Raw genomic sequence first — 12,553 nt, forward strand, 5'->3', positions numbered from 1 at the left:
CCGGATCCATGGCTGCCATCTGTTTTTTGATGGAGCCGAATGGGGCAGGCGTACGTCCATTCCTCAACGCCGAACAGCGACGGAGGTGGCAGGCGATGGCCGGATTCCGGAGTCTCGCGAGACAGGTGCGCGATCCGCGGTGCGACCTGGCCTTGCGACGGTATTCACTGCGCAAGTGCCTGGAGCGGTTCGCTCCTTATGGACACCGGGCGACCTGGGACCATCTGTGCGCGAGGCACAGCATGGAACCGGAGGACAGGGCGCCGGACCCGGCGCGGCTGACGGCCGCGCTGGAAGAACTGGAAGAGGCGCGGGCCGTCTGGCTCGCGTACGAGATGGAGTTCGCCGAGCGGCGCAGGCGCGAGAAGCACGACGGGCTGAGGCGGCCCGGGAGCTGCGACGACTGGCATCGGCGGACGTGGGGCGGGAACGGCGTGGCGCGGTGCGACGATCCGGCGGTCCATCCGTCGGAGTCGCTCGCCGAGGTACTGCGCCGGCTGATCTCGGGGCTGAAGAGCGGTCCCGGCGCTTCCTGCCCCGTCTGCGCGGAGCACGGGTTCGTCTGGCGGCCCGATCTCTCGAACGAGCCGTGGTCGGGACCGGTCTGCACGGGGTGCGGCATCGTCGTACCCCTGCCCGTCCTCACGTCCGAGGCGCTGGCCCGGGCGAAGCGCATGCGGCTGAGGGATCTGGCGTCGGTGGCATAGGGCCTGTGGGGGCGAGTCCGGGACACGACACGCCCCCACGGTGTCGACCCCGCGGAGTCGCCCCCGAAGTCGGCTCGGTGCCGACTCGGTGCCGACTCGGTGTCAGCTCGCGGCCGGGCCGGAGTTCCCGGTGGCGCCGCGCTCGGTGGCGCCGTTCTCGGTGGCGCCGCTCCCGGTGGCACGGCGTTCCGGCATCAGGCGTGAACCCGTGATGCGGTCACCGAAGATGTCGTCGGGGTTGGACAGGACACAGGTCTCCAGGGAGAGACAGCCGCAGCCGATGCAGTCCGTGAGATGGTCCCGCAGCCGGCCGAGCTGCTTGATGCGCTCGTCCAGCGCCGCGCGCCATGCCTCCGAGAGCCTGGCCCAGTCGTCACGGTTCGGGGTGCGCTCCTCGGGGAGTTCCGCCAGGGCGTCCCGGATGGTCGCGAGCGGGATCCCGACCCGCTGGGCCGCCCGTACGAAGGCCACGCGGCGCAGGGTGTCGCGGCAGTAGCGGCGCTGGTTGCCGCTCGTCCTGCGGCTGGTGATCAGCCCTTTGGCCTCGTAGAAGTGCAGGGCCGAGACGGCGGCGCCGCTGCGCGCCGACAACTGTCCGACCGTGAGTTCGCTGATCGTCTCCGGAATCTGTGGCACCCCTCGGAGCCTACTGCCCTCGTTGACATCGGCGCGCTCGCGCAACATGCTCATGCTGAGCAAGCGCTTGGACAGGCGTACAGGCAGGCGTCATACAGGCAGACACGAGCGGGTCTTCCGCTCCTTCGAGAGGCGGCACCAGGGACATGGCCGAGCCGAGGATCTTCACCTCAGCCGAGGAGCTGCGCGCCGGGGTCGGCGAGCAGTTGGGGCACAGCGACTGGCTGGAGGTCGACCAGAAGCGGATCGACCTCTTCGCCGAGGCCACCGGAGACCATCAGTGGATCCATGTGGACCCGGAACGCGCCGCGACGGGCCCGTTCGGGACGACGATCGCGCACGGCTATCTGACGCTGTCGCTGCTGCCCGTGCTCGTACCGCAGGTCGTACGCGTCGAGAACGTAAAGATGGGCATCAACTACGGGACGAACAAGGTCCGTTTCCCCTCCCCCGTGCCGGTCGGCTCGCGGCTGCGCGCGACGGCCGTCCTGAAGGACGTCACGGAGGCGGGCGGCGGCGTACAGATCACCACCCTCGTCACCGTCGAGCGCGAGGGCGGCGACAAGCCGGCCTGTGTGGCGGAGTCCGTGTCGCGCTACTTCTTCTGAGGCGCGGCGACCATGCGCAGGACGAGGTCGGCGTAGAGCGCGCCGACCTCGTCGGGCGTCCGGGGGCCCGCCGCGTTGAACCAGCGCGCCACGTCGATGCAGAGGGAGAGCACCGCGAGCGTCGTCCCCGGCACGTCGGGGACGTCGAACTCCCCGTCGCGTACGCCGTCGACGAGGATCCGCCGTATCGCCGCGTTGCTGCTGCGCCGCAGTTCGACGATCTCCGCGCGGTGCTCGGCGCCGAGCGCGTCCAGCTCGTACTGGACGACCCGCGCCGTGGTGTGCCGCTCCGCGTGCCAGCGGACGAAGGTGCGTACGGCTTCGGAGAGCCGCTCCGCCGCCGTGCCCTCGCCGTCGGCCGCCGCCGTCAGCAGCTCCAGGGCGCTGTCGTGGCCGATCCTGCTGATCCGGTGGAGCAGCTCTTCCTTCGTCTTGTAGTGGATGTAGAGCGCCGCCGGACTCATCCCCGCGCGTCCCGCGATGTCGCGGGTGGTGGTGGCGTGGTAGCCGCGCTCCGCGAACGCCTCGACGGCGGCGACCAGCAGCTTCCTGGCCGCCTCCGGGGTGACCTCACCCCACGGCGTGTTCTCACCGTCCGCCTCCTGCTCCGCCGCGCGCATCGCACGCCCCTTCCGTTCGGCCGTCCATTCGACAGGACGCACACCATACCCCGGCAGTGAGCAAGCGCTTAGAGCTTCTGGAAGGGGTCGTGCTCGGCGAGGATCTTCTCCAGCCTGGCCTGGTCGACCCGGCTGACGAGCTGTCCGGCCTCCTGGCGGTCCCTGATCACCTTGGCGAGCGTGAACGCCGAGGTGGTGAGGTAGAGGACGGCGACGGCGAGGAAGCCCCGCACCCAGGCGCTGGCGTCGAGCTTGACGATGCCGACGGCCAGGGCCACGAGGGCGAGACCGAAGGAGGCGACGGCCTGCGCGTAGTAGGCCGAGGTGATCTGCTGCTTGACGGGTGTGTCGGTCATGCGGGACAGCTTCCGCCGTGGTGGCGGGGGCCACATCCGTACCCGTACTCAGAGCCGGTACTCAGAGCCGGTGCTCAGAGCCGGAACTCAGGGCCGGAACTCCGGGCCGTCGCAATCGCGCGTTCACGATCGCCGAATGCACCCGCAACACGCGTAAGGGAAGTTTCCTCTCGTCACACCTGTCACATCGCGCACCTGTCCTGATCACAGATCGGTGCCACCGCACGTCCTGGCCGAGGAGACGATTCACCGATGCGCAGACTTGCCCGCCGTTCCACCGTGTTGCTCACCCTCCTCTCCGTCGCCCTCGGTACGACCGCCTCGGTCGCCAGCGCCGAGCCCGAGAAGAAGCGGCTGCCGAAGATAGCCGTCATCGGCACCGGCGGCACCATCGCCGGGGTCAGCAAGAGCCGGGTGTCCTTCCAGGACTACGAGGCGGGCAAGCTGCCCGTCTCGAAGCTGGTGGGCGATCTGAAGCCCGAGGTGGACGCCGTCGCGAACGTCTCCACCGAGCAGTTCGGCAACAAGGGCTCCAGCGGCTACACCCTCGCGGACTTCCGCCGGCTCACCGCCTCGGTCGACGCCGCGCTGAAGAAGAACGACGGGGTCGTCGTCACCACCGGCACGGACACGATGGAGGAGTTCGCGTACTGGCTGGACCTGACGGTCCGCAGCGACAAGCCCGTGGTCCTCACCGGCTCGATGCGGCCGTGGACGGTGATCGGCACCGACGCGCCCGCCAACCTCTACAACGCGATCCAGCTCGCCGCGAGCCGCGAGACCACCTGTTACGGCACGGTGCTGATGCTCAACGACGAGATCCAGGCGGCGCGCGAGGTCCGCAAGTCCGACGCCCTGCGGATGGACACCTTCACCAGCGGCGGCAGCGGCCGGCTGGGCGTGGTCGACCAGGACAGGATCCGGCTGAACCGGGCCCCGGCCCGCGTCGAGAGCTGCGGCAAGAAGAGCTGGGCGACCCCCTTCGACCTCGACCGGATCACGGGGAAGAACAAGGCGCTGCCGAAGGTGGAGATCGCCTACAGCTACCAGGAGGCCGGGGGCGAGGCCCTGAAGGCGCTCGTCGACGCGAAGGCGGCCGGAGTGGTCACCGCGGGCACCGGGGCGGGCGGCATCTCCCCGGCCATGTCCGAGGCGCGCAAGAAGGGCGTCGAGAAGGGCGTGCTGTTCGCTTCGACCACCCGTACCGGCTCCGGCGCGGTCTACGACGCCGGTACGGACGGGGTCATCGGGGCGGAGGACCTGACCGCGCAGAAGGCCCGCATCCTGCTGCTGCTCTCGCTCGCCGCCACCGACGACCAGAAGCAGATCAGGAAGTGGTTCGGCACGCTGGGCACGGCGCAGTTCGTCACGCGGTAGCCCCGGTGATGGCCCCGGTGGTAGTCCCGGTGACGAACACCGGGACGGGTGCGCGGAGGGGCCCGCCCCCGATATTGCGGTGAGAACCGGAGCGCTGTCGGCGTACGTTTCCCCGCATGACGTCTGCGCCCGGTTCACCCGGCCCCTCCGGCCCGCCCGCCTCTCCCCCGTCCCGGCTGCCCTGGCTCCCGCTGGCCGCGGCGGGGGTGACGGTCCTCCTCTGGGCCTCGGCCTTCGTCTCGATCCGCAGCGCGGGAGCGGCGTACGCGCCGGGGTCGCTGGCCCTCGGCCGGCTGCTGGCCGGGGCGCTGGTGCTCGGCCTGGTCTGGCTCGTACGGCGCGAGGGCCTGCCGCCCCGGGCCGCCTGGCCCGGGATCGCCGTCTCGGGGCTGCTCTGGTTCGGCGTCTACATGGTGGTGCTCAACTGGGGTGAGCAGGAGGTCGACGCGGGAACGGCCGCGATGGTCGTCAACATAGGCCCGGTCCTCATCGCGCTGCTGGGCGGCCGGCTGCTCGGCGAGAGCCTGCCGCCCCGGCTGCTGGCCGGCATGGCGGTGTCGTTCGCGGGCGCGGTGGCCGTGGGTCTCTCGATGTCGGGCGAGGGGCATGCCTCGGTGCTCGGGGTGGCGCTGTGTGTGCTGGCGGCGATCGCGTACGCGGGCGGGGTGGTGGCCCAGAAGCCCGCGCTGGCGCACGCGAGCGCGCTCCAGGTGACCACCTTCGGCTGTCTGACGGGCGCGGTCGCCTGTCTGCCGTTCGCGGGGCAGCTCGTCCACGACGTGGCGGACGCACCGCTGTCGGCGACGCTCAACATGGTCTATCTGGGCGTGTTCCCGACCGCGCTGGCGTTCACGACCTGGGCATACGCCCTGGCCCGTACGACGGCCGGCCGGATGGGCGCCACCACGTACGCCGTCCCCGCGCTGGTCGTGCTGATGGCCTGGCTCGTCCTGGACGAGGTGCCGGGGCTGCTGACGCTCGGCGGCGGCGCCCTCTGTCTCGCCGGGGTCGCGGTGTCCCGCTCGCGTCCGCGCCGCCGTACCACCGTCGTCGCACACGGCGCCGGGGCGACGGACACGGGCCCGGATACGGATACGGCCGCGACGTCCGCTCCGGCCGCGACCGACTCGCGCCGGAGCGCCGCCGCTGACTAGAAGACGACCAGGGCGCGGCCTCCCCGCCCCGCGAGCATGTTCTCGAAGGCCGCGGGGATGCCGTCCAGACCGATCCGCTCCGTGACCAGCGCGCCCAGGTCGAAGCGTCCGTCCCTGATGTGCCCGGCGATCACCGGCAGGTCCTTCGCCGGGTCGCTGTTGCCGTAGACGCACCCGGCGAGCGTGCGGCCCCAGTGGAAGAGTTCCAGCGCGTTGAAGGTGACCCGCTGGTCCTTGCCGCCGATGCCGACGACCGTCGTACGGCCGCCGCGCCGGGTGGACTCCCAGGCGGTACGGATGGTCGTGGCGCGGCCGACGCACTCGACGGCCACGTCGGCGCCCCGCCCACCGGTCAGCCCGCGGATGTCCTTCGCGGTGGTGTCGGAGGCGACGACGTACGCGGTGGCTCCCGCCGCGCGGGCCAGGGCCTCCTTCTCCGGCGAGACGTCGACGGCGACGACCGTGGCCGCACCGGCGATCCTGGCCGACTGGAGGACCGCGAGGCCGACGCCGCCGACGCCGAACACCACGACCGACTCGCCCGCGCGGACCCGCGCCGCGTGGTGCACGGCACCGTACCCGGTGAGGACGGCGCAGCCGAGCAGCGCCGCCTCCGTGAGCGGGATCCCGGCGGGCAGCGGCAGGACGCAGTTCGCGGCGACGACGGTCTCCTCGGCGAACGCCCCGACGTTGAGGCCGGGGTGCAGCTCCGTGCCGTCGGCCGTACGGGCGTGGCGGCCGCCCGTGCCGGTGAGGGCGCTCTCGCAGAGCCACACCTCGCCGTCCGCGCACGGCGGGCAGCTTCCGCAGGACGGCGCCCAGTTGAGGACGACGCCGTCGCCGGGCGCGACGTGGGTGACGCCCGGGCCGACGGAGACGACCGTACCGGCGCCCTCGTGGCCGAGGACGGCGGGCAGCGGGACCCGCATCGTGCCGTTGGACAGGGACAGGTCGGAGTGGCAGACCCCGGCCGCGGCGAGGCGGACCCGTACCCGGCCGGGGCCGGGTTCGGGAAGCTCGATCTCCGCGATCTCCAGCGGGGCTCCGACGGCGGGCAGGACGGCGGCGCGGACCACGAGTGTTCTCTCCCGGCTCGATACGACAGGGGCGGTGCTCCGGACCGGGTCCGTAAGGCGCACCGGCGGGCTCAGCGGGCGGGTTCCGTAGGCGGGCTCAGCAGGCGAGTAGACGGGCTCAGCGGGCGGGTTCAGTACTGGAGCGACTTGGTCTGAAGGTACTCGGCGAGTCCGTGCGCGCCGAGCTCCCGGCCGACCCCCGACTGCTTGTAGCCGCCGAAGGGGGCGAGCGGGTTGAAGCGCCCGCCGTTGATGTCGACCTGTCCGGTGTCCATCCGGCGGGCGAAGGCCGTGGCCTCCTCCGCGTCCCCCGCCCAGACCGCGCCCGCCAGGCCGTAGACGGTGCCGTTGGCGATCCGCAGGGCGTCCTCCTCGTCCTCGTACCGGAGGATCGAGACGACCGGGCCGAAGATCTCCTCCTGGGCGATGGCCATCGTGGGGGTGACATCGGCGAAGACGGTCGGGGCGACGTAGTAGCCGGTGGGGTGCGGGGCGCCGGGGCCGCCCGCGACGACGCGGGCGCCGTCCGCCACGCCCTTCTCGATGTAGCCGCGCACCCGCTCCCGCTGCTTCGCGCTGACGAGCGGCCCCAGTCGGCTCGCGCCGTCGCGCGGGTCGCCCGCCACGTATCCGGCGGCGTACCCCCGCGCCAGCTCGACCGCCTCGTCGTAGCGGTCGGTGTGGACCAGCATCCGGGTCCAGGCGCTGCACGTCTGGCCGGAGTTGGACATGACGTTGGCGACCCCCACCTTGACGGCCTTGGCGAGATCGGCGCTCGGCAGGATGACATTGGCGGACTTGCCGCCCAGCTCCAGGGCGACCCGTTTGACGGCGGCGCCCGCGGTGGCACCGATCCGCCTGCCGACCGCGGTGGATCCGGTGAAGGAGACCAGGTCGACGTCCGGGTGCTCGGCGAGCGCCTGTCCCGCGACCGGGCCGACGCCGGTGACCAGGTTGAACACGCCCGCGGGCAGGCCCGCCCCGTGGACCAGGTCGGCGAAGAGCCGGGCGGTGAGCGGGGTGTCCTCGGCGGGCTTGACGACGATGACGCACCCCGCGGCCAGGGCGGGGCCGACCTTCGCGACGATCTGGTGGAGCGGGTAGTTCCACGGGGTGATGGCGCCGACGACCCCCACCGGCTCCAGCAGCACCGTGGAGTTGGCGATCTTCTCCTCGAAGGGGTACGAGGCGGCCAGCTCGGCGTAGGAAGCGGCGACCGCGATCGGCGCCCCGGCCTGGACGGCCCGGGAGAAGCCGATCGGCGAGCCCAGTTCGGCGGTGATCGTCTCGGCGATCTCGTCCCGGTGGGCCAGCATCGTGTCGCGCAGGGCGGCGAGGTGGGCCGCACGCTCGGCGGGCGGGGTGGCGGCCCATCCGGGGAAGGCGGCCCGGGCGGCGCGGACGGCGGCGTCGATGTCCTCCGCCGTGCCGGCCGGGACGGTGGCGATCTCCGTCTCGTCGGCGGGGTTCACGACGGTGATCCTCTCCGTCCCCGCCGCGGGCCGCCACGCTCCGCCGATGTACATCCCGTCGTACGCCTTCATCGCCATCCTTCTCGTACGTCCGCCTGCTCGACCCGCGTCCAACCTGTTCGGCATGTCCCGCCCGTTGCTCTGTCCTCTTGTCTTCCGTCCTGCGCCGGGCCCAAACGCCTCAGGCGTCCAGTCCGGGCTGGTCCCTCGGGGCGGGGCAGATCCGCCGGCCGAAGTCGTCGAAGACGTAGAGGTGGGCCAGGTCGACCAGGAGCGGCACCTGCGCGCCCGTACGCAGCCGCATGTCGGGGCCGGTACGGACGACGAGGTCGCTCGCGGCGATGGCGGCGCGTTCGGGGCTGTGCGCGGCGGGCTCCTGGCCGGTCATCGGCTCGTCCACGGCCACGCCGCCGCCCTTGCCCGAGCCGTTGCCGCCGGCCGCCCGGCCGCGCAGCCGGTCCAGCAGTCCCGGACCGCTCTTGCGGCGGCGTACCGCGGACTTGGGGCGGGGTGATTCTAGATCGGCCACCACGGCGGGCCGCGACCCGATGTTGAGATGGACGAGCGCCTCGTGCCCCTGGTACTCCATGTGCTCGACGATGCCGCTCAGCGCCACCTCACCCGGCCGGGCCTGGCTCGGCGGGGCGATCCTGGCCGCCTCGGAGCGCAGGCCGACGATGATCTGCCGGCCCTGCTGGATACGGAGCAACTGGTGGTCGGAGCTGAGAGGCTGCGGAAGCGGGAGCCGCTGCCGGCCGAGGTCGATCGACATCCGGCCGTCGAGCGGCGCGTGGACGACGGCCTGGAGCAGATTGATCCGCGGGGTGCCGATGAACGCGGCGACGAACACGTTCTCCGGCAGCGCGTACACCTCGCGCGGCGCGCTGACCTGCTGGAGCACCCCGCCGCGCATCACCGCCACCCGGTCGCCGAGGGACATCGCCTCCGCCTGGTCGTGCGTCACATAGACGGTGGTGACCCCGAGTTCGGCGGTGAGCTGGGCTATCTCGGCGCGCAGATGGCTGCGGAGTTTGGCGTCGAGGTTGGAGAGCGGTTCGTCCATCAGGAAGGCCGAGGGGCGCCGGGAGATGGCCCGGCCCATCGCGACGCGCTGGCGCTCGCCGCCGGAGAGCTGGCTCGGATAGCGGTCGAGGACGCTCTCGATGCCGAGCATCCTGGCGGTGGCCTCGACGCGCGCGGTGCGGTCCTCGCCCGGGTTCTCCAGCCTGAGCGGAAAACCGATGTTCTCGCGGTTGGTCATGGACGGATAGAGCGCGAAGTTCTGGAACACCATGGCCATGCGGCGTTCCCGTGGCGGCATGTGATTGGCATATTCACCATCGAGGAACAGATCTCCCTCGGTGATGTCCTCAAGACCGGCGATCATACGGAGCACCGTCGATTTACCGCACCCCGAGGGGCCGAGGAGCACCAGGAACTCGCCGGGCGCGATATCGAGCGAGAAGCGGTCGACCGCGCGGGTCGTCCGTCCGTATGCCTTGCCGACGCTGTGCAGGGAAATGGCGCGAGTCATGAATGGTTCCGCCCGGAAGAGGAAGGTGGAGCGGCTGCGAACGCCTGAAGTTAGCCGACTACGCGCGGTCAGGGAATGATTCGCGCGAAGGTTCCACTCCACTCCCACCACCGCTCCCACTACCACCCTTGCTTCCGCCCTCGCCTCCGTCCTGGCTACCGCCCTTGCTTCCGCCCACGCTTGCGTCCTCGCTACCGCCCTTGCCTCCGCCCACGCTCGCGCTCCGCGCCGTCTCCGGTTTGCGGGGCCCGAGGGCCGCCGCGCCCACCAGCAGCGCGCCGAGCATCAGGAACGGCGCGCCCGTGCCCGCGACGCCCGCGACCAGACCGGCGGAGGCGGGTGCGGCGACCTGCCCGAGACGGTTGCCGGTGAGGCGCAGGGCGAGTGCGGTGGAGCGGGCCCCGTCCGGGGCGGCCCGTACGACGGTCGTCATCGACAGCGGCTGGCCGACGCCCAGGCAGAAGCCGAGCGCGGCGAGCATCAGCGCGAGACCCCAGACCGGTACGGGCAGGGCGATGCCCGCGCACAGCAGCCCGCCGAGCAGACAGGTGGCGGTGAGCAGGACCCTGCGGCCGAGCAGGCGCAGCATCGGGGGCATGACCAGGCGGCAGGCGATGGTGGCGGCGGCGCGCAGGCTGAGCAGGGCGCCGATCACGGCGGGCGCGATGCCCCGTTCCTCGCCGATGACCGGCAGGTAGGCGGTGAGGATGTCGGTGGCGGAGAGCACGGCCAGGCTGATGAAGATCCCGGCGGGTACGCCTCTGGTGCGCAGGATGCGGTGGACGGGGACCCGGCCGCCGCTGCGGTCCGGCGCGACGGCGGGGGCAGGGGGTTCGACGCGCCACAGCGCGGTGAAGGAGACCGCGGCAGCGGCGGCGGCGCAGAGCAGCGCGAGCGCGCTCGTACGGGCCATCTCGCCGCCCTGGCCGGAGACGGCGAGACCGGCCGCGGCGGGGCCCGCGAGCTGGCCGAGGGAGGCGCCGATGGTGAAGTGGCCGAAGTTGCGGTCCTGTTCGGCGGGGGCGCTGCGGCGGGCGACGATCGACTGGGCGCCGATGACGAAGCAGAGGTGGCCCAGGCCCATCACCCCGCTCCAGGCGGCGAGTTCGGTGAGGGAGCCCGCCAGTCCGCTGAGCGCGCACCCCCCGGAGATCAGGACGACGCCGACGACGAGCAGCGGGGCGCAGCGCCCGTGGTCGGTCCTGCGGCCGAGCGGTACGGCGGCGAAGAGCGGCAGCAGCGCGTACACGGCGGTGATCACGCCGATGGCGCGTTCGTCGGCGCCGACCGACAGCGCCCGGTAGGAGACCGCCGGCCGCGCCATCGACACCGCGCCCTGGGCGAACGCGAAGGCGATGACGAGGCGCAGCAGCCAGCTTCTCCCACCGGGCGGCGCATCGTGTGCGCGGGCCTTGGCCGTTGTGCGGGCCTTGGCCATCAGACGATGCCGAAGAGGATCCCGGCGCCGAGGACGACGAGCGCGGTGAGCGCGGCCCATTTGACGGTGAAGCGGGTGTGGTCGCCGAACTCGACCTTCGCCATGCCGACGAGGACGTAGACGGCGGGGACGAGCGGGGACGACATGTGCAGCGGCTGGCCGACGAGGGAGGCGCGGGCGATCTCCAGCGGGGAGACGCCGTGCGCGGCACCGGCCTCGGCGAGGACGGGCAGGACGCCGAAGTAGAAGCCGTCGTTGGACATGAAGTAGGTGAGCGGCAGGCTCAGCACGCCGGTGACGATCGCCATGTGCGGGCCCATGCCGTCGGGGATGGCACTCACGAGCCAGTCGGCCATGTTCTGGACCATACCGGTGCCGGTGAGGACGCCGGTGAAGACGGCGGCGGCGAAGACCATGCCCGAGACGTTGAGGACGTTGTCGGCGTGGGCGGCGATACGGGCCTTCTGCTCGGCCATGTTGGGGTAGTTGACCGTGAGGGCGAGGGCCGCGCCGAGGAGGAAGAGCACCGGGATCGGCATCAGTTGCAGGATCATCATGGTGAGGAGCGCGACGGTCAGCCCGGCGTTGAACCAGTAGAGGCGCGGGCGCAGGGTGGCGCGGTTGGGGTCGAGCCCCTGGAAGCCGTCGTCGTCCGCCTCGTCGGCCTCATCAGCACTGCCGGTGCCGGTGCTGCCGGCCGTACCGGCTCCTGAGGCGCCACCGTCACCCGAACCCGTACCGGATCCCGCACCCGTACCGGCGCTCGTGCCCGTGCCGTTGCCGCCACCGGTCTTCACGAGGAGCTGCTCGATCTTCGTCTCGGACGTCTCGTCCGGCGTCTCGGTGACCGTGCCCGTCTTCAGCGCCTCGTCCAGCGTCAGCACGCCCAGCCGCTTGCGCTCCCGGATGCCGAGCACGTACGCGAGGATCAGCACGCAGAGCAGTCCGACGGCGAGCGCCGGGATCATCGGGACGAACACGTCGCCCGCGTCCACCTTGAGCGCGGTGGCGGCGCGGGCCGTCGGGCCGCCCCAGGGGAGGGTGTTCATCACGCCGTTGGCGGTGGCGGCGACGCCGGTCATCACGACCCGGCTCATCCCGAGCCGTTTGTACAGCGGGTACATCGCGGAGACAGTGATCATGAAGGTGGTGGAGCCGTCGCCGTCCAGCGACACGATCGAGGCGAGCACCGCCGTACCGACGACGATCCGCATCGGGTCCGCCTTGCAGAACCGCAGGATGCCCCGGACGATCGGGTCGAAGAGCCCGACGTCGATCATCACGCCGAAGTAGACGATGGCGAACATCAGCATCGCGGCGGTGGGCGCGAGGTCGCCGACGCCCTTGATGACGTAGTCGCCCAACTGCGCGCCCTGTCCGACAATGACGCAGAAGAGTGCTGGTATGAGCACCAGTGCCGCGATCGGCGACATCTTCTTCATCATGATCAGCACCAGGAAGGTGGCAATCATGACGAAGCCGAGGATGGTCAGCATTGGGAAGGCCCCTCACGTTCACCTTTGAACTGCCGCCGGGGGCGGCGGTGCGGATGACGTTAGGGCGCCGTTCTGCGCG

General features: G+C 71.7%; 12 protein-coding genes. 4 read left to right on the forward strand and 8 right to left on the reverse strand.

Annotated features, from left to right (window positions below; all coding sequences use genetic code 11):
- The first annotated feature begins 95 nt into the window (after positions 1-95).
- Complete coding sequence (locus tag ACIO3P_RS30345) at positions 96-707, forward strand: hypothetical protein (RefSeq protein ID WP_329824547.1); 612 nt, start codon at positions 96-98, stop codon at positions 705-707.
- A gap of 102 nt (positions 708-809) precedes the next feature.
- Here ACIO3P_RS30345 and soxR read toward each other — a convergent pair whose 3' ends face one another.
- Positions 810-1,343: a redox-sensitive transcriptional activator SoxR gene (soxR, locus tag ACIO3P_RS30350; protein ID WP_401854180.1), complete on the reverse strand. Its 534-nt coding sequence runs from the start codon at positions 1,341-1,343 to the stop codon at positions 810-812.
- A 146-nt stretch (positions 1,344-1,489) separates the two neighbouring features.
- Here soxR and ACIO3P_RS30355 point away from each other — a divergent pair, with 146 nt between their 5' ends.
- Positions 1,490-1,951 (forward strand): MaoC family dehydratase, encoded by a 462-nt coding sequence (locus ACIO3P_RS30355; protein WP_401792855.1) that lies wholly within the window; start codon positions 1,490-1,492, stop codon positions 1,949-1,951.
- On the opposite strand, the gene ACIO3P_RS30360 is transcribed toward ACIO3P_RS30355, so the two are convergent.
- Complete coding sequence (locus ACIO3P_RS30360) at positions 1,939-2,571, reverse strand: TetR/AcrR family transcriptional regulator (protein ID WP_329824550.1); 633 nt, start codon at positions 2,569-2,571, stop codon at positions 1,939-1,941. The genes ACIO3P_RS30355 and ACIO3P_RS30360 overlap by 13 nt on opposite strands.
- A 68-nt stretch (positions 2,572-2,639) precedes the next feature.
- Entirely contained in the window at positions 2,640-2,927 is a 288-nt protein-coding gene (locus tag ACIO3P_RS30365; RefSeq protein ID WP_329824551.1) for a YiaA/YiaB family inner membrane protein, read from the reverse strand.
- 252 nt (positions 2,928-3,179) lie between these two features.
- Between ACIO3P_RS30365 and ACIO3P_RS30370 the strand changes: the two genes are divergently transcribed.
- The gene (locus tag ACIO3P_RS30370) at positions 3,180-4,304 is read left to right on the forward strand and encodes an asparaginase (RefSeq protein WP_329824552.1); all 1,125 of its coding nucleotides are present in this window, start codon (positions 3,180-3,182) and stop codon (positions 4,302-4,304) included.
- Between the two features lie 116 nt (positions 4,305-4,420).
- Positions 4,421-5,458, forward strand: a complete 1,038-nt coding sequence (locus ACIO3P_RS30375; RefSeq protein WP_401854178.1) for a DMT family transporter — start codon at positions 4,421-4,423, stop codon at positions 5,456-5,458.
- Here ACIO3P_RS30375 and ACIO3P_RS30380 read toward each other — a convergent pair.
- The 5 genes from ACIO3P_RS30380 to ACIO3P_RS30400 all read right to left on the reverse strand — a co-directional run bounded on the left by ACIO3P_RS30380 (position 5,455) and on the right by ACIO3P_RS30400 (position 12,474).
- Positions 5,455-6,534 (reverse strand): zinc-binding dehydrogenase, encoded by a 1,080-nt coding sequence (locus ACIO3P_RS30380; protein ID WP_401854175.1) that lies wholly within the window; start codon positions 6,532-6,534, stop codon positions 5,455-5,457. The two genes, ACIO3P_RS30375 and ACIO3P_RS30380, sit on opposite strands and share 4 nt — an antisense overlap.
- 131 nt (positions 6,535-6,665) lie before the next feature.
- Positions 6,666-8,078: an aldehyde dehydrogenase family protein gene (locus tag ACIO3P_RS30385; protein WP_401854173.1), complete on the reverse strand. Its 1,413-nt coding sequence runs from the start codon at positions 8,076-8,078 to the stop codon at positions 6,666-6,668.
- A gap of 109 nt (positions 8,079-8,187) precedes the next feature.
- On the reverse strand, positions 8,188-9,540 hold the full coding sequence (locus ACIO3P_RS30390; RefSeq protein WP_329824556.1) for an ABC transporter ATP-binding protein: 1,353 nt from the start codon (positions 9,538-9,540) through the stop codon (positions 8,188-8,190).
- Positions 9,541-9,598: 58 nt separating this feature from the next.
- Positions 9,599-10,978, reverse strand: coding sequence for an MFS transporter (locus ACIO3P_RS30395; protein WP_329824557.1), 1,380 nt, complete (start codon positions 10,976-10,978; stop codon positions 9,599-9,601).
- Positions 10,978-12,474, reverse strand: coding sequence for a CitMHS family transporter (locus ACIO3P_RS30400; protein ID WP_401854170.1), 1,497 nt, complete (start codon positions 12,472-12,474; stop codon positions 10,978-10,980). Before ACIO3P_RS30400 ends, ACIO3P_RS30395 begins: the two co-directional genes overlap by 1 nt.
- Positions 12,475-12,553 lie beyond the last annotated feature (79 nt).

It is taken from the genome of Streptomyces sp. NPDC087310, assembly GCF_044744405.1.
GTDB lineage: Bacteria > Actinomycetota > Actinomycetes > Streptomycetales > Streptomycetaceae > Streptomyces.

Excerpts from the sequence above, each read along its gene's own strand:
- ACIO3P_RS30390 (WP_329824556.1), bottom strand. The coding sequence starts at position 9,540 with ATGACTCGCGCCATTTCCCTGCACAGCGTCGGCAAGGCATACGGACGG.
- ACIO3P_RS30385 (WP_401854173.1), bottom strand. The coding sequence starts at position 8,078 with ATGAAGGCGTACGACGGGATGTACATCGGCGGAGCGTGGCGGCCCGCG.
- ACIO3P_RS30365 (WP_329824551.1), bottom strand. The coding sequence starts at position 2,927 with ATGACCGACACACCCGTCAAGCAGCAGATCACCTCGGCCTACTACGCG.
- ACIO3P_RS30400 (WP_401854170.1), bottom strand. The coding sequence starts at position 12,474 with ATGCTGACCATCCTCGGCTTCGTCATGATTGCCACCTTCCTGGTGCTG.
- ACIO3P_RS30370 (WP_329824552.1), top strand. The coding sequence starts at position 3,180 with ATGCGCAGACTTGCCCGCCGTTCCACCGTGTTGCTCACCCTCCTCTCC.
- ACIO3P_RS30395 (WP_329824557.1), bottom strand. The coding sequence starts at position 10,978 with ATGGCCAAGGCCCGCACAACGGCCAAGGCCCGCGCACACGATGCGCCG.
- ACIO3P_RS30375 (WP_401854178.1), top strand. The coding sequence starts at position 4,421 with ATGACGTCTGCGCCCGGTTCACCCGGCCCCTCCGGCCCGCCCGCCTCT.
- ACIO3P_RS30345 (WP_329824547.1), top strand. The coding sequence starts at position 96 with ATGGCCGGATTCCGGAGTCTCGCGAGACAGGTGCGCGATCCGCGGTGC.
- ACIO3P_RS30360 (WP_329824550.1), bottom strand. The coding sequence starts at position 2,571 with ATGCGCGCGGCGGAGCAGGAGGCGGACGGTGAGAACACGCCGTGGGGT.
- ACIO3P_RS30355 (WP_401792855.1), top strand. The coding sequence starts at position 1,490 with ATGGCCGAGCCGAGGATCTTCACCTCAGCCGAGGAGCTGCGCGCCGGG.